The organism is Leifsonia sp. 563 (genome assembly GCF_040545055.1).
GTDB lineage: Bacteria > Actinomycetota > Actinomycetes > Actinomycetales > Microbacteriaceae > Leifsonia.
Window position 1 is genome coordinate 112,550 of the sequence record NZ_JBEPLE010000002.1, and the last position, 19,997, is coordinate 132,546.

Genomic DNA, 19,997 nt, shown 5'->3' on the forward strand with positions numbered 1-19,997 from the left:
GATGCGGTCGGCATCCACTCGACTCGCTCACCGCAGAGCCGCGCTGCGTCGCCCGGCGCTGCCGAACAGCACGACCCCGACCGCGACGACGGCCACGGCGACGAAGTAGGTGAACCGCACGTCGACCGTGTCGACGAGGAGGCCTCCCACGCCTGCGCCGAGCGTGATCGCCAGCTGGAACCCGGCGACGACCAGGCCGCCGGCCGCCTCCAGCCGATCCGGGATGTAGCGGCCGGCCCACGTGTTGATGACCGCGGGCCAGGCGCCGAAGCCGAAGCCCCAGACCACGACGGCCGCCGCCACGACGATGACCGACCCCTGTCCGACGATCGCGAGCAGGATGGCGCCGGCGATCAGCGACGGCTGCAGGTAGCGCAGCAGCGCCAGGTGCCGATCGGCGAGCGCCCCGACGACCAGGTTGCCGATCACTCCGCCGACGCCGAAGGCAACGAGCAGCGCGGCCGCGAACGCCGTGTCCAGCCCGGGCACCTGGTCGAGGGCGAGACGGATGAACGTGTACGCCATGAAGTGGCCGAGGACGATCAGGATGTGACCGGCCAGCCCCTGGCGCACTCCCGGCCGCCGCAGCGTGTCGCCCAGGATGCGCAGGCTCGACGCCTCGGCCGGAGCGACCGGGGGCAGCGCGAGACGCAGCGCGACCGCGACCAGAGCGGTGAGGATCGCCGCTCCGACGAAGACGCCACGCCAATCCACGAGGGCGGTGAGGTACACGCCGACCGGGACGCCGGCGACGACCGCGAGCGTCATTCCGGCGCTCACCGTGGTCAGCGCGCGGCCGAGCCGGTCGGGGGTCGCGAGCGATGCGGCTACGGTCAGCGACATCGACCAGAAGCCGCTGATCGCGACGCCGATGAGCAGTCGCGCGATCAGCAGGACCCACAGCGAGGGTGCGAGCGCCACGGCGAGGTTGGAGACGGCCGCGAGCGCCGCGACCAGCACGAGCAGCGTCCGGCGGTCCATCCGCGGGATCAGGATGCCGATGGTCGGCGCGGCGAGGAACCCGACGAACGCGGTCACGGTCACCGTCTGTCCGGCCTGCCCCGGTGTCACGCCGAGCTCTGCGGCCATCGCGGTCAGCACACCGGACGGCAGGAACTCTGCGGTCACCAGCACGAAGCTGGTCAGGAACATGACGATGAGGCCGGCCCAACGCGTGTGCGTGAGCGGCTGGGCGGCGGGGGAGGTGGCCCGGATGGGCGAAGTGTCTGTCGTCACCCTTCGACTCTGCCGGATCGCAGCCGTCGGCACCTGACTCTGCGTCCGGCGTCGGGCGACCGAGCGTCCCGTGTCGGTGGTCATCGGTCCGCTGCTCGGAGCGCGGCGATCGCGACGTCGTGCGAGACGACCGGCGCGTATCCCAGCTCTTCGACCGCCTTGGCCGTGCGGAGCGTGCAGGACTGACCGAGGAACCAGAGCACGGGGACGGGCACGACCTGCTCGGCGGTGGCCGCGTCGATCTCCTGGTCGGGCACGGGCGCGCCGACGAGCTCCAGTTGCAGGCTGACAAAATCGCGCAGGTCGACCCGCTCCTGATCGGTCACGAAGTACGCCTGACCGGCTCGGCCACGCGTCCAGCCGAGGAGGAGTCCCTCGACCGCGTTGTCGACGTGCGTGACATCGGTGAGGTGGTGGCCGCCCTCGATCCAGGGCAGCTGCCCGGCGCGTGCCGCATCGGCGAAACTCGCGATCAGGCTGCTTTCCGGTCCCCAGACGAAGCGGGGCCGGATGACGACGGTGGTGAAATCGGGGCCGTCGGCGTCGAGCACGATCTGCTCCGCCATCGCCTTCGACGCGCTGTATGCGGCGGGCGAGTCCGGTCGCAGAGGTGCGCTCTCATCCACATCGCGGAGGGGTTCGCCGGCCATCAGCGCCGCTTCGGTCCCGCAGTGCACGAAGCGTGGAACGCCTGCAGCTTGCGCCGCCTCGACGACGGAGCGCGTCCCCTCGACGGTCACGCGCTCGTGGCGCTCCCAGGGGGCGAGGATGTCGGTCTCCGCTGCGAGGTGGAACACGACATCCATGCCGGCGAGGGCGCGCGTCAGGGCCGCGGTGTCGCTCAGCTCGGCCAGCACGGCCTTCGCGCCGGCCCGTGTCACCACCTCGGCCGAGCGCTCGCTGCGCACCAGCGCCGTCACCTCATGGCCCTCCTCGATGAGGCGGCTGATCAGCCGCCGTCCGATGAAGCCCGATCCACCTGTCACGAACACGTTCATGGGGAACTCTCCTTACCTGTCGAGGGGTCCAGCAGTCCGGGACCGGGATGTGTTCCCTCGAAAGCATCGAGGTATTGGACGGTACTCATAAACTTCTTCTATGCCGTCGCTCCGCGCCCTCGCTTGCCTCGTCGCCGTCGCCGATGCCGGATCCATCACGGAGGCGGCGCGCTCGCTCTACCTGTCGCAGCCGGCCGTCTCGCATCACCTGCTTCAACTGGAGCAGGAGGCTGGTGTCGCGCTCATCGTGAGGGAGACGCGGGGCGTGCGGCTCACCCCGGCCGGCCGCGCCGCGCTCGTGGAGGCCCGACGCGCTGTCGATGCGGCCGGCGCAGCGCTGCCGGCCGCGGCAGCCGCGGGCCGGGCGACGGGCGGCACCATCCGGATCGGATGCGCTCAGAGCCTCGTGACCGTGCTCGCGTCGGTCCTGGTGGAGTGGCATCGGCGACGGGCCGACGTGCTCCTCACGCTGCGCGAGTTCACCACGGTGGAGGAGGTCACCGCGCAACTGGACGGCGACGAGATCGACGTCGTCGTGATGGCCGGACCGGCGCCGGCTCGTTTCGTGGGCACAGCGCTCGGAGACGAGGAGATCGTCCTGGTCACCTCCGCCGATCATCCCCTCGCCGCATCCGACCGGGTGGAACGGCAGGCGCTCGACGGCGTCTCGCTGGTGCACTACGCCCCCGAGAACAGTTTGAGCGGGTGGCTGGATCAGGCGTTCGCGCGATCCGGGGTACGGCCGACGGTCATCATGCGCACGGCCGTGACCGCCGCCGCCCCGCAGCTCGCTGCCGCCGGTCTGGGTGTCTCGGTGTGCCCGGCGAGCGCGGTGCCGGCGGGCCTTCCCGGTGCGGTGCTCTCCTTCTCTCCGACGTGGACCCGCGAGCTCGTCGCAACGACCCGCACCGCTCCGGACGGTCTCGTCGCGCACCTCGTCGCGGACATCCGCGACCGGTTGGCCGTTTCGCCTGCCCAGCGACGCATCCCCGGCTGACGCGCCGTGATAGCGTGCTCTCGCTCGACTGGCTGAGGGGGAGGCGAGGATGGCGAGAAGCGCGACGGCCCGGAGAACGATCGACCCGCTGACCCGCCCGATCATGCTCGGCCGCGACATCGAGCCGCGCGTCGCGGCGGTGCTGCTTCGCCCGTTCGGCTATCTGCTGGTATCCGTCGTCTGGGTGGTGCTGTTCCTCGCGTGCGTCGCCACCGCCGTCGTCGCCCTGCCGGCCGCACTGTCGGGCACCGTGGGCGACGCCGGGTTGGCGGCCTCGCCCGCCTTCCATCGCTCCGACACGTGGATGGCGTTCATCGTGATCCCGCTCGTCATGGCGGTCCTGGGCTGCGTCGGGTACCTCCTGATCCTGGCGTCGCTCGGGAACATGCTGGCCGCCCTCACCCTGTTCGCCCGGAGCCTGCGGCCGTCGTTCCGGCACGAGCGGCTCTCGGCCAGCATCCGCGCGGCCGGCGGTGAGACCGTCGGACCTGCGACCACCGCTTTGACGGGCGTCTCGCTCTCCCTGCTCCCTATGCGCCTTACCCGCTGGACCAAGTTCGTGATGATCGTGCAGTTCAACGGGTGGGTCATCAACGGCCCGATGTTCAGCATCGGATCGGTGTGGGGAGCCCTGTACGTCTTCACGGTCGGATGGGTGCTGTGGCCCGCGACCGGCGTCGGTCTCGTCGTGTGCGGCGTCGTCAGCGCGGCCCTCGCGGGCGTCCTGCTGTGGATGATCTGGCAGCGCCGGTCGGTGTTCCCCACGGTCATGCCGGGATCGCTCGAGAACAGTCCGTACCGCTGGTCCTGGCCCAACAAGCCGCCGGTCGCGAAGAAGCGCGACCGGCGGACGATGCCGTCTTCCTGACAGCCCCGCCGCTGTCGATCAGGCGTACTCGGGCCGGCCGCCGACGCGGTATGTGAGGGCGACGATGCCCGTGGGGAACACGCGCGTGTCGGTGAGGTCGAGGGCGAAGTCGAGTCCCCGTTCGGGCAACCAGCGCTCGCCCTCGCCGACGATCACCGGGAACTGGACGAGGTTCAGCTCGTCGACCAGCTCGTTCTCCAGCAGCCATCGTGCGAGCGCCGCGCTTCCCACCACCAGCAGTTCGCCATCCGCGTGGGCCTTCAGCTCGCGGACCCGGTCCGCGACATCCCCGGAGATGACCGTCGTGCCCTGCCAGGTCGGCGCGGTCAGGGTGCGGGAGACCACGTACTTCGGCCGGGAACTGATCGCCTCACCGAAACCGTCGTCGTCGCTGCGGGCGCCCCAGTAGGTCTCGAACAGCCCGTAGGTCTTCCGCCCGAGCAGGAAGGCGTCGGGACGCCGCCAGGTGTCGAGGATGTACTGCACGGCCTCGCCGTCGTTCAGCGGAAGCGCCCAGCCGCCGCGGGTGAATCCGGGGTCCATCTCCTCGTTGTTGCCGCCGTTCGCCTGGGCGACGCCGTCGAGGGTGACCTGGAGACTGATCGTGAGCTTCATGGTGTGATTTCCTCTCTCTCACCCCTGCAACGAACGACTCTCCTCCATTTCGACAGCGTCCACGTGCGATCACTCGAGCAATATCTTCACCTTGCGCTGATGCCAGACGATCGGCGCCGGGAGCTCGTCGCTCATCATCGCGAGTACGCGCAGCACGATGATGTCGTGATCGCCCGCGGGATAGCGGTGCTCGACGACGCATTCCAGCCAGGTGGGCGATCCTTCGAGGAACACCGCGCCGGACGGAAGCTCGGCTTTGCGGACACCGCGCAGCCGGTTCTGCTTGTCCCGCGAGGCGAGCTGACTGGTCTTGCCCGCGTGGTCTTCGCCGAGGATGGACACCCCGATCACAGGGGCGCTCGCCAGTTCCGGCCAGGTCGTCGAGCTCCGCTGCGCCGCGAAGGACACCATCGGCGGATCGTAGGAGACGCCGACCGAGAAGGAGGACGCGATCATCACGACCGGCTCGCCGCCGATGGTCGCGGCCAGCGCGGCGACCCCCGACGGGAACCCGGCGAAGGCCGCTCTCATCTCCTCCGGGTCGGAGGTGAAGTCGTAGGTCATCGTCATCGTGATCGGTCCTCCCGCAGAGAAGCGTGGATCGCGGGGGCCCACGCGGTCACCCAGGTGTCGAGTGCCCCCTCCTCGGCATAGCGCGAGTCCAGTTGGTAGAGACCCTGGGCGGGACAGACCGCGCCGAGCTCGACCAGCACGGGCTTGAGCGTCAGCTCGGGGGCGAGAGCGTGCGCCGGACCCCCGCCCAGCATCAGCGGGATGCCGACCTGACCGGCGAGGCCGGTGGCCGTCGCGAACTGGTCGAGGAAGAGCTTGAGCACCCCGGAGTAGGTGCCCTTGAAGGTGGGGGACGCGGCGATCACGAGGTCCGCATCCTGTACCCGGGCCACGGCGTCCGCGACGACCGGGTCGCCGAAGCCGAGGACACCGGCGCCCAGCTCGGACACCTCGATCGTCGTCGCGGTCGCCCCGAGGGCGGACGCGAGGCGCTCGGCGGCGTCGCGGGTGCGCGACTGCGGCTTGGGGTTGCCCACGATGACGGCGGCTGTGAACATCAGGAGACCTTCCTTTCGTGTGATTGCCGGGCGATGAGCAGCGAGCGGGCCTCCCGCTCGTCCTGCCGCATGGCCTCGACCAGTTCCTCGGGGCTCGCGAAGGCCCTCTGCGTGCGGATGAGCCGATCCGTCGTCACCTCGGCGCGGCGTCCGTAGAGGTCGCCCGCGAAGTCGAGCACGTGGACCTCGATCGTGTGTGCCCGGCCGGGAAAGGTGTCGTTCGTCCCGATCGAGATCAGCGCAGGCATCGGCTCGCTCCATGTCTCGGCGCGGAACCCGCCGATGTAGACGCCGTCGGCCGGCAGGCCGGCCCGCTCCTCCAGGTCGAGGTTCGCGGTGGGGAAGCCCAGGCCGAGTCCCGCGCCCGCGCCCCCCACGACGGTGCCGATGAGGATGCCGCCGCGGTCCTGGTCGCTCGCGTCGCCGGCGTCCGTCGGGGTGACGCGGAGGAGGGAGGCGGCGACGATGCTCAGCACGCCCACGAGCGCGAGCACCGCCAGCGCGACGGCGTTGCCCGTCCACGCCAGCACGACCGCCGTCGCGGCGCTCCCGAGCACGGCGCCCAGCTGCTTCACGGAGTTGAAAGCGCCAGAGGCCGCTCCGATCGACGACCGCTCGACCGAAGTGACCGTGGCGATGGAGAAGGGCGACCACAGGAACGAGTTCGCGATCCCGAACAGAGCGAACACCCCGGCGATCGCCCAGATCGGCGCCTCCGCCCAGACGAGCGCCGCCGTGCCGCCGATCGAGAGCACGAGCGCGACGCCGCCGATCACCGCGACCACCCGCAGCCCGACGGTGTTGTTCAGCCGGGCGGACACCGGAGCGGCAAGGAGGCAGACGACGCCCATCGGGACCAGGACGATCGAGGCCGTCACCACATCCAGCCCCCGATCCTCCTGCAGCGCCAGCATCAGCGGGATGGGCGCGGAGCCGACACAGAACGCGGCCGCCGCCGCGCCCCAGGAGGCGGTGACGAAGCCGTGGCTGCGGAACAGCGACACCGGCAGCAGCGCGCGGTCGAGGGACCGGCGTTGCAGCCACACCACGCTCGTGACGAGCGCAGCGCCCATCACCACCAGGAGCCACCGAGGGATATTGGCCACGGAGGAGGAGGCCGCGTCGGTTCCCTGGATGCCGATGACGAGCGCGGCGACCCCGAGGGCGTTGCCCGCCATCGCCCAGAGCGGGATGCGCGCGGGCAGGCGCTCGGACGCCGGCACCCACAGCAGCACGGCGACCGCCGTGATCACGCCGATGGGCAGGTTGACCGCGAAGATCGACGGCCAGCCCGCCGCACCGACGAGAAGGCCTCCCAGGATGGGACCGGCGACCGTGGCGGCTCCGCCGACAGCACCCCAGATTCCCAGTGCGATCGCGAGTCGCGGCGGGGCGAACAGCGTCCGGATGATCGTGAGGCACTGCGGCGTCATCAGCGCGGCTCCGACGCCCTGCGCGACGCGCCAGCCGATGAGCGAGCCGATGTCCTGCGAGACCGCGCAGAGGACGGACCCGATCGTGAACGCGGCGAGCCCGATCAGGTAGACCCGGCGCCGGCCGAACCGGTCGCCCAGCCTCCCGGCGATCAGCAGGGGGACCGCGTAAGCGACCAGGTACCCGCTGTTGACCCAGATGGCGAGGGTCGACGTCGTTCCGAGCCCCGCGATCAGGGCCGGCAGCGCGACCGAGGTGATGGTGCTGTCCAGCAGCAGCATGAAGAAGCCGAGACACAGGCTGCTCAGGGCGAGCCAGTCCCGCGTCGTACGCCGCACAGCGCCACCCATCTCAGACCGCCAGGTTCTCGCGCAGGGTCGAGCCGGGGTAGCGCGGCGCGAGGGCACCGCGCCGGCGGAGCTCCGGGACGAGCAGCTCGCTCAGGTCGGCGAGCCCCGACGGCATCGAGAGCGGGCTCGACAGCATGTACCCGCCGCGCGAGCCGGTCTGGGCGAAGTTCTCCTCCAGGGCGTCGGCGACCGTTGCGGCGTCGCCGACGACGGTGTGGTCGAGCCCGCTGGCCGCCTCGAAGCCGTGCTCGAAGAACTCGGCCCTGCTGATGGTGTGGTCCTCGCCGAACTCGGCGACGAGCGCGCCGACGAAGCCGGCCGGGCTCGCCTGGGCCGCGACGATCTCATCCCGGAGCTCGCCCAGCCGGAACGATGCGGGCAGCGTGGAGAAGTCGTACCCGGCGTTGTGCGACAGCATGGTGCCGACGGCCTCGTCCGTCCAGAAGTCGAGCACCGCATCCCGCCGCGCAGACGCCTCCGCGGCCGTGCGGCCCACGATCGCCTGCGTCGCCCACAGGATGCCCACGTGCTCCGCATCGCGCCCCTCGGCGGTGAGCGCCTCGTCGAGCAGGCGCCGGTGACGCTGCTGACCCGCGAGGCTTCCGCCGAAGCCGAAGACGAGATCCGCGAACGCCGCAGAACCCGCGATTCCGCGTGGCGAGTTGCCGGCCTGCACGATGACGGGGTGCACCTGCGGGCTCGGCACCGAGGCGAGCGGACCCTTGACGGTGAAGAACCGCCCGTCGTGGTCGATCGGGCGCACCTTCGAGGGGTCGGCGAACCGGCCGGTCGCCGGGTCGCGGACGATCGCGTCGGGGGCCACCGAGTCCCACAGCGCCCGGCAGACCTGGATGAACTCCTCCATCCGCTCGTAGCGCAGGTCGTGGTCGATCAGCTGCGCGTACCCGTAGTTCGCGGCGTCGGCCCCCCGACTGGAGGCGACGACGTTGAAGGCGATCCGGCCGCCGGTGACGTGGTCGAGCGAGTTGAGAAGGCGCGCGACGTAGAAGGGGTGCATGAAGGTGGAGGAGTAGGTGAGCCCGAAGCCGATGCTCTCCGTGACCGTCGACATCGCGGCGATGATCGGCGACATGTCCTGACGCGGCCACTGGATGCCCCACTCCACCGCCGGGTCGATGCTTCCCCGCCAGGTGCTCGGGATGCCGGAGCCGTCGCCGAAGAACAGCATGTCCACGCCGGCGCGCTCGGCGGTGCGAGCCACCTCCAGGTACATGCGCACGTCGGGGAACTGCTGCCCGACCCACGACCCGGGCTGAGCCCAGCGGCCCTCGGTGTGCGTGAACGACAGATCGTAGGCGATGTGCATGCCGCTCACGCGGTCACCTGCTTCCAGAGGGACACGACCTCGTCGGTGTCCGAGAGCACGGCGACGTTGAGTTCTAGCTGGACGAGCGCCGCCTCGTTCACGGCGAGGTCGTACGCGGCGGTCGCGTCCCGGGGCACGACGACCGGCCAGTCGAGCTGCATCGCGTCCTGGGCCGTCGCGTCGACGCAGCACTCGCTGGTGAGGCCGACGATGGTGAGCCAGTCGTAGCCGGCGGTGCGCATCCGCTGGTCGAGGTCGGTCCCGAGGAAGCCGCTGTACCCGCGCTTCACGACGCGGAGCTCGCCGTCTGCCGGCTGCATCCGGTACCACTCCGCGCCGGGCGTTCCGACGATGCACGGCTCCGACTCGCCCATCGGGGCGTCGTAGTCGCCCTCGCGCAGCCAGTTGCTCGAGCGCCACGGACGGGCCGGGTCGCTGCCGAGCTCCACCCAGACCACCGGCACGCCCAGCTCCCGGGCGGCGTCCACCAGGGCGCCGATGCGGGTCACCGTCGCGTCGAGCTCGGCGACGACCTCCTCGCTCAGGCCGTAGGCGCCCAGTGCGGCCGGGTCGCCGAAGTCGCGCTGGACGTCGACGACGACGAGAGCGGGTGCGCTCCCGGGCCGGGTCAGCTGCGCGAACTGCGCCTCGCGGACGGCGCTCACCGGTCGCCGCCCGCGTCGTGGGCGCGCAGCGCCGGGAGGACCGTCTCGCCGAACAGGACCATGTCCTGGTCGTACTCGGGGAAGATCAGCATGAGGCCGTCCAGATCCGCCTCGCCCACGATGTACTGGATGTGCTCGGTGACGGTCTCCGCGGACCCCGCCACGTACGCCGTCTGGAACGCCGCCTCGCCGACGGCTCCCGATGCCCACGCGCGAGCCTGGTCCTCCGGGACGCCCCACGACGCCCGCATGTTCGCCAGAGCCTCCCGGTCGACGCCGGCGCCCCACTCCTTCACCTTGGCCTCGGCGAGCGCGTCCGTCTCATCCTGGACGACGGTGAGCATGGAGTACGTCTTGCAGGTGCGGCCGTTCGCCTCGGCCCTGGCGTGGACGTCGGCGGAGAGCTCCTTCATCTCCTCCAGGCTGTCGCCGGCGAGGAAGGCCCCGTCGGCGAACCGCGCCTGGAAGGCGCGTGCGGCCTCCGACTTCCCCGCGCTGATGATGGTCGGCGTCGAGGACGGGTGCGGGCGCGACTCGCAGTCGACCAGGTCGAAGTACGGGGTGTGCATGGTGACGGAGTCCTCCGACCAGAGCCGGGTGACGGCCTCCGTCCAGAGCTCGGTCATCGCGTAGCGGTCGGCGTGGCTGAGGGTGGGGTCCCAGATCCCGAACTGCTCGAACTCGCCGGCGTAGGCGCCGTTGACGATGTTCATGCCCGCCCGGCCTCCGGACACGTCCTGCAGCGTGGCGTACATCTTCGCGGCGATCGCCGGGTTGTGCACGTTGGCGTGCATGGTGGCCCAGATCTTGACCCGCTCGGTGGCCTCGGCGAGCGCCGACATCATGGTCATCGACTCCAGCGAACGGCCCCAGTGGTCCGTCGTGCCGCCGAAGCCGCGCCACTTCGCCATCGACATGATGAAGTCGAGACCGATCTCCTCGGCGTGCAGGGCGGCACGCTTGTTCCAGGCGTACGTGGCTTCGGGATGGGGGGCGGTGGTGGACAGCATCCAGCCGCCGTTCCCGATCGGGAGGAAGATCCCATAGTCTTTCGCGGGCATTGCTCGCCTTTCGCTGCGCTCGGTGGTGTGGTTACGGGGCGGGCCAGATCAGGGTGTCGCCCTTGTAGATGGCCTCGATGTAGGAGTTGTCGAACCACTTCGCCGCCTCGTCGCCGGTCACGCTGTCCGGGACGATCTCGAACTGGTGCAGCATGTCGACGAGCTTCGTCACGTTGGCCGGGTCCATCCCGCCGAGCGGCTGGCCGGGGGTCGGGTTGTCGGCCACCACCTGGGTCTCTGTCTTCCAGATCGTGGCGTTCAGCTTCTTGTCGTACGTGGCGCCACCGGACAGGTCGGCCGCGAAGCCGACGCACTTCTCCGTGTTCGCGTCGCTGGCGCTGCAGTAGTCGTAGGCGTGCAGGACGGCGCGGAGGACGTCCTGCACCGCGGTGGGGTGGGCCTTCGCGAAGGCCGGGTTGACCGCCATGGCGCCGAGCGAGCTGGGGATGCCGTACTTGACCGGCTGCCAGACCGTGACCTTGTCACCGGCCGCCTTGAGCTGGTTCGGCTCGTTGGAGATGAATCCGGTCAGCGCGGCGAGGCCGTCCTGCTTGCGCGGAAGCACCGACGGGTCGTAGCCCTCCTTGACCAGGGTGAGGGACTTCCAGTCGACGCCGGCCTTCACCATCATCGCCTCGACGGAGGCCGGGACGTAGCCCTTGTGGCCGACGACCTTTCCGTCGAGCTGGGTGAGGTCGGTGATGTCGGGGTTGGTCATCAGGATGTCGAGGCCGGCGTTCGAGTACGACGAGATGCCTTCGATGTCGATGCCGTTGGCGCGTGCCTGGATGAGGTCCTGCTGAGCGATGGCGGAGACCGTCGCCTGCCCGCTCGCGAGCAGCTTGGTGTTCTGGGCGGTGTCGCCGGTTCCCGGCTTCAGCTGCACATTCAGGCAGAGGTCCGAGAAGTACCCGAGCTTGCTGGCGGCGACGTACTCCAGGATCGAGGCGGAGGACTGGAACTGGTAGCCGGACAGGTACGTGATCGGGCCGGCCGCCTTGTTCTCTTCGCAACGCTTGGCCGAGATGGCGGTGCCGGACGACGCGGAGTCCGCGGGGGAGCCGGAACTGCACGCGGCGACACCGAACGTCAGGACGACGGCGGTGAGGGACGCGAGACCGGCCTTGATGAGACGGTGCTGCATGGGTCACTCCTTCTTCGGATGGGGTGGTGCAGGGGTGCGCTGAGGCAGGGGTGGGCCTGGTCGCCGGTCGGCGACAGGTGGGGGGAACGCGAGGTGGGGCTGGTGGCCCTCGCTCAGTCGGTGGAGCTCTCGTGCCAGTGCAGGACGCGGCGCTCGATCAGGGTGATGAAGGCGAGCAGGAGGACGCCCATCACGGCGAGGACGAAGATCGCCGCATAGACCACAGCGAGTTGGTTCATCGACGACGCGACACTGATGGCCGTCCCCAGGCCGCCTGTCGACCCGGACGCGGAGAGTTCTGCGACGACGGCGCCGATGATCGAGAGCGGGAAGACGATGCGCAGGGCCGCGAAGATGTACGGGAGCGCGTTGGGGATGCGCAGGTGGATGAGCATCTCCAGCCGCGACGCGTCCATGGTCTTGTAGACCTGCATCACCTGCTGGGGCACCGAGCGGAGGCCGACGGCGGTATTGATGAGGATGGGGAAGAAGCAGATCAGGGCCGTGATGATCAGCTTGGGCAGCGGGCCGAATCCGAAGGCGACGACGAGTGCGGGGGCGATCGCGACGAGCGGTGTCACGTTGAGCACGACCGCGATCGGCATGATGGCTCTCCGCGCCACCGGGAGTTCGCTGATGAGCACGGCGACGACGAAGGCGGCGCCGAAGCCGATCGCCAGGCCGGCCGTCGCCTCCCCGAGCGTGATCAGGGCGTTGCCGAGGTAATAGCCGATGTTGCCGACGAGCGAGTCCCCGATCGCCTGCAACGGCGGGAGGAGGTACGGCATGGATGCGGCGCCCCACTGCCAGAGCCCGGCGAGCAGGGCGAGCATGACGACCAGCGGCAGCCACACTGCGGGACGGATCCACGCCAGCCGGGACTTGGGATGCTTCAGGCTGAACCGCGACGGCTCGGCAGGGACGCCGTCCGGCAGCGGCGGCCGTACGGTTGCTCGTTCTGTTGCGACGCTCATCCGGTGGCCTCCTATGCTGCGTCCGTGGATCGCCAGGCGGAGTGCAGGCGGTCTCTGATCAGGTCTTCGTATTCGTGGAAGCGGCGCTCCTCGAACAGCTTCTGGTTGCGGGGCCGCGGCAGATCGATGTCGATCACGTCGACGATCCGGCCAGGGCGGGGCGCCATCACGACGACCGTGTCCGACATCCGCACGGCCTCGGACACCGAGTGCGTCACGAACAGGACCGTCGTCTTCAGCTCGTCCCAGAGGTCGAGGAGCTGGTCCTGGAGGCTCTCGCGCGTGAACTCGTCGAGAGCCGAGAACGGCTCGTCCATGAGGAGCACATCCGGTTGGAGGCCGAAGGCCCGCACGATCGCCGCACGCTGCTGCATCCCGCCGGAGAGCTGGGCGGGGAGCTTGTGCGCGGCGTCCGCCAGCCCGGCACGATCGAGGAGTTCGAGCATGTCGGGGGCCTGCGTGCGGTCGCCGCGGTCGGCGAGGTCGCCGATGCGCTGCCGTCGCCGCGCCGCCCCTGGGTTGATCTTCTGCGGCAGCGTCACGTTCTTCAGCACGGACAGCCACGGCAGCAGTGCCGGGGTCTGCGGCACCAGCCCGATCAGCTTCGCCGCACCCGCCTCGCTGGGCGTCACATCGTGGACGCGCACCTCGCCGCGATCAGCGGATTCGAGACCCGCGACGATGCGCAGGAGCGTCGACTTGCCGCATCCACTCGGGCCGATCAGGCTGACGAACCGCCCCGGCTCGATGGCCAGATCGACGTCGTTCAGCGCGATCATCGCCGAGGATCCGTACCCGTAGACCTTGCCGACCGAGGTCAGCTGTACCGCTGGCGTCACCATCCACACCCTCCATGCCGTGTACGGACCCATAGGCCCGTTCCCAGATGGCGGAGAGCGTGCGTAGCGAGGTTGATGTCTGCCACGCGGAGTCCGCTTGTTGTTCCACAACGCTACCGAGCCAATGTTTCGTGAATCGGCCTCCGAAGATTGCGCGGATGTTAACTCTGGCCGTCCAGCGGGGCGACGCCGTCCCCGTCGAAGACGTACACCTCGACACCCAGCTCGGCCGCGGCCACGGCGACCCAGCCGTTGAGAGCCTGGGTCGTGCGGGCGCTCACGACAACGGCGGCACGCGTGACCCCGGGCACGGCCGCGCGCAACCAGAGGAGCTTGAACATGTCGGCCATCACCTTGTTCCGGTACGACGGCTTGTAGGCACCCTGATTCGCCACCAGCTGCACGACGATCGTGCCATCGTGATCCATGCCCTCGACCTCCACCCGTGCGCCGTGGGCGAGGGAGAGCGACCGGGGCCGCAGGGGGACCCCGAAGTGAGCGCCCAGTGCGAGGAGCATCCGCTGCTCGACGGAGCCGTCGGCGAACCGCCCCCACTCCCGCGGTGCGCTCGGTTTCGGCGAGGACATGGCGCAAGGGTAGTTGCGGTTGATTTCCTGCGTGTTACTCGCTGTGCCGCACGCCGTCGCGTGCCGACGTGTCAGGGCGCCGGGGTGGTCTCTGAGCACGAAGGCTTCTCAGACCGGTGCGGAGCTGTTGATACCTCAGCCGAGCCGTGACGAACGATCCCGACGATGCGCGGGACTCGTTGACGTGTTCTTGAATCGTCGGACGCATTCGAGGAGTATGAAGTGTTGCTGAGAGGAACTGTAACGGGAGCGCGTGTCCTGCCATGACACCACAAGATCTACTGGATCGACAGGAACTGATTTCGCGTGCTGAACGCTCCGACTTGCGTGTCGCTCCGCGCCTGGCAGCCGAACTAAGAAGTCTGGAGTTGCCGGCGTACCGTTGCCCATCGGTTGACACTCACCGACTGATCAATATCTACGAGCGCCGTCGGCGTCGTTTGTCGGCTGACACTGTCCTTGCTCGCCAGATAGACGCCTGGCTCGAAGCGCTGCGAGGACGGGAGACAGTTCGGCTTGTATCGGTTGAAGATGCCACCGATCCGCTAGCCCTTTTAATTTCCGAGGACCGGTCCGAGCTTTTAGCGGCCATTTGGCCGCGGGCGACAATCGATCCGTAACTCACGACGACGGAGGCGCATCCCTTCCGGCTATAAGGAACACCTGTTGGGTTCCCGGCCCTAGCAGGGCATCGGCCGTCGGCTGCGCGACGCCCTCGGCACACCGACGAGCTGACCTACATCGAGACACTCCCACTTGTCGAAGCAGCACAACTGACCACTTCCAAACGGCAGGACCCAGGGGCTCTTGCTTTGGGTGGTGGAGCTGGAGTCGGAGTTCTATCTGACGAAGCAGCAACCTGAGGAGAGCCTCGTCGACTCATCCAATCGGGGGGCTTCGTTCGGAGGAGCGCGCCGGCAGATGACTACGCTTCCATTCAGATAGAGAACGGTTGGTTGCGATGACGCTTGCTGAAGGCGGTTTGCCGATGAATCGAGTTGAGCTAAGCCAACGGCTCGTGGCGGAAGGGATCCGAGCTGATGCGTACTCACTCGATGGAGGCGACCTGTCCGAACGGTTGGTTCTTGAGGACGCGCGTCGGTCTTGGAACGTGTACTACTCCGAGCGCGGCCAGCGAACGGGCGAAAGACACTTCGACAGTGAAGAAGCAGCATGCGACTACTTCTTGAGGACTATTCTTGGTAGCCCTGAGTATCGATCCGACCGCTGATGTTGGCTCACTCAGCGAGAACACCAGGGATGGAGATCCTTGGGCCCGAATCGACAGCGTGCCGTCGCTGTCCCGCATCGTGGACGCACGACGCCGGACTACCTCGGCTAGACGGCCTTGAGGCGGCCTCGGGACTCACTCCGAACGGCTCGCCGTCGGCGAGCTGACGGATCGACAGCGCGGAGGTTGTCGTTGTGCGAGGCGAACAGCCCGACTGGCAACGGCCAAAAAGAACGGTGGACGAGCATGCCAACCAGAAACAGAGAGCTGGCAAGGGAGCTAGTACGCCGTGGTGAGTAGCGAATCACCGGCGCATCCCGAGATTCTTCTTCTAGCAGCTGGTCGTGGGCCCTGGCGAGTGTTGCGTGAGGTGATTGCCGACTGGGACATGCTCAACGCAGGTGTCCCGAGTCGGGTTCAGCTTGAGCAATCAATCGCGATTCTCCTTGGATCCAAGCTGATCGAAGCAGATGACGAAGGGCGGTTCCGCGTCACCCGCGCGGGAAAGCGATTGTTGGATGATCGCCAGTTGAGGAGATTGAGACCCAGAGCGCGCCCGTCAGTCCTGATGGGCGAGTTCGCGAATCACCTTCAAACCCAGGCCCCCTATGTATTGGATGACGACAAGTATCGGGCAGCCGTCGAAGCTTACGTGGGCCGCTGACCAGCTCTCGTCCGCGTTCACGCCGCAACGGGAGAATGGCCGCAAATACTGTGCCAATAACCCCGCAGCGCCGAATGATCCGTGAGGCGAGTGCTATCAGGAGTTCTCCGACCCGTTTGATATGTACACGCATGCTCGGCTGGAATCGGCGAAGCAACCCGTTCGAGTGTCAGCGCTCGTGGGACGCCAGGTTCGGTCTGGTCCGCCCCAACCGGGCGCCTCTGAGCGAGCGCGTCACCTGTCGGACGACTTCTCTGGGCGTTGTGCCGAGTTGTCGAGGCTGGCGACCGGGAGACAGCACAGCCCACCGTCCCGATTGACCGCGCCGAAAGGCCGACACGCCGACACGCCGACACGCTCAAGGACTCTCACGCCTAGGCAAGTGTGGGCACCAGGCAATCCCATCGGCGTCGAAGTGGTGCCAACCAGCATGCGAGCAGCGTTTTCCTGCAGGTCATGCGCGAGAAATGTCATCAATGGCGCGTTAGGCGTCCGGGTCGATGCGAACTGAAAATGTCGGTGGTCGCCCCTACTCTGGGGGCAGCGAGAAAAAATCCCCAAAACACAACATGTAGTGGAATGACAATCGTGTCATTCGGGTTATATAGTGGGTGAACACCGCGGGAACGCGGATCACCAAGACTTCTAGGGGAGGCCATCATGGACTACGAAAACGACAGCGTTGGCGGCTACTCGGTTCCCGTCGACCCCATGGACCTGCTGCAGTGCGACAGCTGCCAGTAAGGCGCTAGCACCGAGCACGAAGACCCCGGAGGCCCCACCGCCTCCGGGGTCTTCTGTCGTTCGCGGGTGCCAGGGACCCGGCGAGGAACGCGCCAGTAGAATCGTCGGGTGCCAGTGAACCCAGAGCTTCAGGGGCGTGAGTTCCCGCCCACCCGGCCATACCTCGTCGGGCGAGAGAGAGTGCGCGAGTTCGCTCGTGCGGTCTTCGCGACCTCGCCGGTCTGTTTCGATGTCGACGCTGCGCGCGCGCAGGGACACCGCGACCTCGTGGCCCCGCCGACGTTCCCGGTCGTGGTTCAGGAGGCGACCCTCGCGCAGCTGCTCTCCGAGCCCGACGCGGGGATCGACTTCAGCCGTGTGGTCCACGGCGACCAGCGCTTCTCGTTCTCGCGCCCGGTGTTCGCGGGCGACGAGCTGACCGCGACCCTCCGGGTGACCTCCGTGAAGTCGCTCGGCGCGCACTCGATGGTGACAGCCGAGTCGACCATCGTCGACGCCGACGGCGCCCACGTGGTGACCGCGACATCCACCCTGGTCGTGCGAGGAGACGAGTAATGGCCACCCCCGACTTCGACAGCCTGACCGTCGGCGACGTGGTCGCCGAGCGCACGGTCGAACTGACCCGTGACTCGCTCGTTCGATACGCGGGCGCCTCCGGCGACTTCAACCCCATCCACTACCGGGACGACATCGCGACCTCGGTGGGCCTGCCCGGCGTCATCGCGCACGGGATGCTCACCATGGGCCTCTCCGTGCAGCCTGTGGTCGACTGGGCCGGTGACCCTGCCCTGGTGGCGGACTACCAGGTCCGGTTCACCCGCCCGGTGGTGGTCGACCCGGCGGAGGGCGCCACGGTGACCGTGACCGCCAAGGTCGGCCAGCTAGATGCGGAAGCGCGAATCGCCCGCATCGACCTGACCACGACGTTCGGCGGCGAGACCGTGCTCGGCAAGGCGCAGGTCCGCGTCCGGCTGGCATGACCGACTCGACGCCGGCACTCGCCGAGCTCACCACCATCCGCGTCGGCGGCGTGCCGCACCGGCTCGTCGTCGCCAACGACCGCGACGGCGTGGTGGATGCGGTGCGGGAAGCGCGCGACACTGCCGAGGACTGGCTGCTGCTCGGCGGCGGCTCGAACACGGTCGCGAGCGACGACGGCTTCGATGGGACCGTCATCCACATCCGCAGCCGTGGTGTCGAGCGTCTGGCCGCGCCCGAGGGCCGGATCCGGCTCCGCGTGCAGGCCGGCGAGCCGTGGGACGAGCTCGTCACCCTCACCGTGCGCAACGGCTGGTCCGGGATCGAGGCGCTGAGCGGCATCCCTGGCTCAACAGGCGCCGCGCCCGTGCAGAACATCGGTGCGTACGGCCAGGAGCTCGAGTCCGCGCTGGTCGGGGTGGAATTCCTCGACGATGCCTCGGACGAGATCGTGTACCTCACTCGACAGGAGCTGGGCCTGGGATACCGCACCTCGGTGCTCAAGCGCGGACGCATCGGCGTCGTGCTCTCGGTCGACCTGGAGCTCGCAGACGGCGCAGTGCCCGGCGCGATCGGTGCGCCGCTGAGCGCGCCGGTGGCGTATGCCCAGCTCGCGGACGCCCTGGGCGTGCCTCTCGGTTCCCGGGTGCCCGTAGCCGAACTGCGTCGCGCGGTGCTCGCCCTGCGGTCGTCGAAGGGCATGGTGCTCGACCCGGCCGACCCCGACTCGGTCAGCTCCGGCTCGTTCTTCACCAACCCGATCGTGTCAGAGGGCTTCGCCCGCACCCTTCCCGCCAACGCCCCGCGCTGGCCGCAGGCGCCGCTGGAGGCCGACACGGTGATGGACATCCCGCTCGGCGGCGTGCACCCGCTCGATGTTCCGCCCCTCGCGACAGCCGAGTACACCGTGAAGCTCAGTGCCGCGTGGTTGATCGAGAACGCCGGCATCCGTCGCGGGTTCGCCCTGCCCGGCTCGGGCGCCGCCATCTCGTCCAAGCACACGCTCGCGATCATCAATCGCGGTGGCGCGACGGCGGCCGACGTCGCCCAGCTGGCGTCATTCATCCAGTCGAGGGTGCAATCCGAGTTCGGTGTGGTGCTGCAGCCGGAACCCGTCATGGTCGGCCTCAGCCTCTGACGGCGGCCTTGCGTCGTGTGGTCTGGCGCCCGGTCGTGTGGCGTCCGGCTGTCTGGCGTCCGGCGGTCTCGCACCCAGCGCTGTGCTGACACCCACCCAACTCTGAGAGTTTTCTCACGCCGTGCTCCGTAGGCTGAACCCCACACGGCGCGTTCGCGCCGGGAAGGACCGGAGGGGACGACATGGGATTCCTGGACCGCCTGCTCGGACGCGAGGAACCGCGCCCGAACGGCACGCAGACGCAGAACACCGCCAACCAGCCGTACGGCGGAGGCCAGGGCCAAGCGCCGGGACAAGCTCCCGCCCAGCCGCAGGGCCGCAGTGAGGATGAGATCGCGGTCGAGCGCTACCGGTACCTGCTCCGCACCGCCCCGCCCGAGACGATCGAGCAGGTGCACGAGGAGGCGTTCGCGAAGCTGACGCCCGACCAGCGGCGGCTGCTGTTCCAGCAGCTCAGCGAGAACGCTCCCGCAGGGGAGCAGCCGCGCGGCGACGACCCCCGATCGCTCGCTCAGGCGGCGACCCGCTCCGAGCTCCGTCAGCCGGGCACCCTCGAGCGTGCCCTCGGCGGCGGTGGCGCAGGCGGCGCCGGCCGTCCCGGTTTCGGGGGAGCGGGCTTCGGCAGCATGTTCGCCAGCTCCCTGCTCGGAAGCGTGGCCGGTTACGTGATCGGCTCCGCCCTGGTCAGCGCGTTCCTTCCGGCGCCCGGCGCCGACCAGGCCGACGGCGGCGCAGGCGACCAGAACGGCGACAACCAGAACGGCGACAACCAGAACGGCGACAACCAGGACGGGAACGACCAGGGCGGCGACCAGAACGGCGGCGACCAGGGCGGCGACGGAGGCACCGGTGACGCCGGCTCGGTCGACGCGGCCGGCTGGGACGGGGGCGGCGACGCCTCCGGTGGCAGCGACTTCGGTGGCGGTGGCGACTGGGGCGGTGGCGGCGACTGGGGTGGCTTCGGCGGAGGCGACTTCGGGGGCGGCGACTTCGGCGGGGGCGGCGACTTCATGTGACCGGCTGAGGGAGGCGAGCACCGGATCGGCGCTCGCCTCCCTCAGCCGCGCTGCCACTTGC

General features: G+C 69.0%; 20 protein-coding genes. 7 read left to right on the top strand and 13 right to left on the bottom strand.

Annotated features, from left to right (window positions below):
* Positions 1 to 27: 27 nt before the first annotated feature.
* Both ABIC47_RS07555 and ABIC47_RS07560 read right to left on the bottom strand, forming a co-directional pair.
* The gene (locus ABIC47_RS07555) at positions 28 to 1,236 is read right to left on the bottom strand and encodes an MFS transporter (RefSeq protein ID WP_018189723.1); all 1,209 of its coding nucleotides are present in this window, start codon (positions 1,234 to 1,236) and stop codon (positions 28 to 30) included.
* Positions 1,237 to 1,316: 80 nt separating this feature from the next.
* Entirely contained in the window at positions 1,317 to 2,234 is a 918-nt protein-coding gene (locus ABIC47_RS07560; RefSeq protein WP_354478964.1) for an NAD-dependent epimerase/dehydratase family protein, read from the bottom strand.
* A 100-nt stretch (positions 2,235 to 2,334) separates the two neighbouring features.
* Here ABIC47_RS07560 and ABIC47_RS07565 point away from each other — a divergent pair, with 100 nt between their 5' ends.
* Together ABIC47_RS07565 and ABIC47_RS07570 are read left to right on the top strand one after the other, a co-directional pair.
* On the top strand, positions 2,335 to 3,231 hold the full coding sequence (locus ABIC47_RS07565; protein WP_354478967.1) for a LysR family transcriptional regulator: 897 nt from the start codon (positions 2,335 to 2,337) through the stop codon (positions 3,229 to 3,231).
* A gap of 49 nt (positions 3,232 to 3,280) precedes the next feature.
* Complete coding sequence (locus ABIC47_RS07570) at positions 3,281 to 4,099, top strand: hypothetical protein (protein WP_354478970.1); 819 nt, start codon at positions 3,281 to 3,283, stop codon at positions 4,097 to 4,099.
* 18 nt (positions 4,100 to 4,117) lie between these two features.
* Here the strand turns inward: ABIC47_RS07570 and ABIC47_RS07575 are convergent, their stop codons facing one another.
* The 11 genes from ABIC47_RS07575 to ABIC47_RS07625 form a co-directional block, all read right to left on the bottom strand.
* The gene (locus ABIC47_RS07575; RefSeq protein WP_354478973.1) at positions 4,118 to 4,714 is read right to left on the bottom strand and encodes a dihydrofolate reductase family protein; all 597 of its coding nucleotides are present in this window, start codon (positions 4,712 to 4,714) and stop codon (positions 4,118 to 4,120) included.
* Between the two features lie 69 nt (positions 4,715 to 4,783).
* Positions 4,784 to 5,284, bottom strand: a complete 501-nt coding sequence (locus ABIC47_RS07580; protein ID WP_231374334.1) for a flavin reductase family protein — start codon at positions 5,282 to 5,284, stop codon at positions 4,784 to 4,786.
* Positions 5,281 to 5,784, bottom strand: a complete 504-nt coding sequence (locus ABIC47_RS07585; protein ID WP_354478976.1) for an NADPH-dependent FMN reductase — start codon at positions 5,782 to 5,784, stop codon at positions 5,281 to 5,283. The genes ABIC47_RS07580 and ABIC47_RS07585 overlap by 4 nt, the downstream gene beginning before the upstream one ends.
* Entirely contained in the window at positions 5,784 to 7,556 is a 1,773-nt protein-coding gene (locus tag ABIC47_RS07590) for an MDR family MFS transporter (protein ID WP_354478979.1), read from the bottom strand. Before ABIC47_RS07590 ends, ABIC47_RS07585 begins: the two co-directional genes overlap by 1 nt.
* A gap of 13 nt (positions 7,557 to 7,569) precedes the next feature.
* Positions 7,570 to 8,895 carry an NtaA/DmoA family FMN-dependent monooxygenase gene (locus ABIC47_RS07595; RefSeq protein ID WP_231374417.1) on the bottom strand — a complete coding sequence of 442 codons (1,326 nt, stop codon included), beginning with the start codon at positions 8,893 to 8,895 and terminating at the stop codon, positions 7,570 to 7,572.
* A gap of 5 nt (positions 8,896 to 8,900) precedes the next feature.
* Positions 8,901 to 9,560 carry a cysteine hydrolase family protein gene (locus ABIC47_RS07600; RefSeq protein WP_354478982.1) on the bottom strand — a complete coding sequence of 220 codons (660 nt, stop codon included), beginning with the start codon at positions 9,558 to 9,560 and terminating at the stop codon, positions 8,901 to 8,903.
* Positions 9,557 to 10,621 (bottom strand): LLM class flavin-dependent oxidoreductase, encoded by a 1,065-nt coding sequence (locus ABIC47_RS07605; RefSeq protein ID WP_018189734.1) that lies wholly within the window; start codon positions 10,619 to 10,621, stop codon positions 9,557 to 9,559. Before ABIC47_RS07605 ends, ABIC47_RS07600 begins: the two co-directional genes overlap by 4 nt.
* Positions 10,622 to 10,652: 31 nt before the next feature.
* Complete coding sequence (locus tag ABIC47_RS07610; protein WP_354478986.1) at positions 10,653 to 11,765, bottom strand: ABC transporter substrate-binding protein; 1,113 nt, start codon at positions 11,763 to 11,765, stop codon at positions 10,653 to 10,655.
* 113 nt (positions 11,766 to 11,878) lie between these two features.
* The gene (locus ABIC47_RS07615) at positions 11,879 to 12,739 is read right to left on the bottom strand and encodes an ABC transporter permease (protein WP_354478989.1); all 861 of its coding nucleotides are present in this window, start codon (positions 12,737 to 12,739) and stop codon (positions 11,879 to 11,881) included.
* Between the two features lie 11 nt (positions 12,740 to 12,750).
* A complete protein-coding gene (locus ABIC47_RS07620) occupies positions 12,751 to 13,581 on the bottom strand; it encodes an ABC transporter ATP-binding protein (RefSeq protein WP_020075664.1) in 831 nt (276 codons plus the stop codon).
* Positions 13,582 to 13,739: 158 nt separating this feature from the next.
* Positions 13,740 to 14,165, bottom strand: a complete 426-nt coding sequence (locus ABIC47_RS07625) for a hypothetical protein (RefSeq protein ID WP_354478992.1) — start codon at positions 14,163 to 14,165, stop codon at positions 13,740 to 13,742.
* A 1,520-nt stretch (positions 14,166 to 15,685) separates the two neighbouring features.
* Here ABIC47_RS07625 and ABIC47_RS07630 point away from each other — a divergent pair.
* The 5 genes from ABIC47_RS07630 to ABIC47_RS07650 all read left to right on the top strand — a co-directional run bounded on the left by ABIC47_RS07630 (position 15,686) and on the right by ABIC47_RS07650 (position 19,936).
* Positions 15,686 to 16,060 carry a hypothetical protein gene (locus ABIC47_RS07630; protein WP_354478995.1) on the top strand — a complete coding sequence of 125 codons (375 nt, stop codon included), beginning with the start codon at positions 15,686 to 15,688 and terminating at the stop codon, positions 16,058 to 16,060.
* Between the two features lie 852 nt (positions 16,061 to 16,912).
* Entirely contained in the window at positions 16,913 to 17,359 is a 447-nt protein-coding gene (locus ABIC47_RS07635) for a MaoC family dehydratase N-terminal domain-containing protein (protein ID WP_354478998.1), read from the top strand.
* The gene (locus tag ABIC47_RS07640) at positions 17,359 to 17,784 is read left to right on the top strand and encodes a MaoC family dehydratase (RefSeq protein WP_354479001.1); all 426 of its coding nucleotides are present in this window, start codon (positions 17,359 to 17,361) and stop codon (positions 17,782 to 17,784) included. The genes ABIC47_RS07635 and ABIC47_RS07640 overlap by 1 nt, the downstream gene beginning before the upstream one ends.
* On the top strand, positions 17,781 to 18,920 hold the full coding sequence (locus tag ABIC47_RS07645; RefSeq protein ID WP_354479004.1) for a UDP-N-acetylmuramate dehydrogenase: 1,140 nt from the start codon (positions 17,781 to 17,783) through the stop codon (positions 18,918 to 18,920). Before ABIC47_RS07640 ends, ABIC47_RS07645 begins: the two co-directional genes overlap by 4 nt.
* A gap of 182 nt (positions 18,921 to 19,102) precedes the next feature.
* Positions 19,103 to 19,936 carry a hypothetical protein gene (locus ABIC47_RS07650; RefSeq protein ID WP_354479007.1) on the top strand — a complete coding sequence of 278 codons (834 nt, stop codon included), beginning with the start codon at positions 19,103 to 19,105 and terminating at the stop codon, positions 19,934 to 19,936.
* Positions 19,937 to 19,997 lie beyond the last annotated feature (61 nt).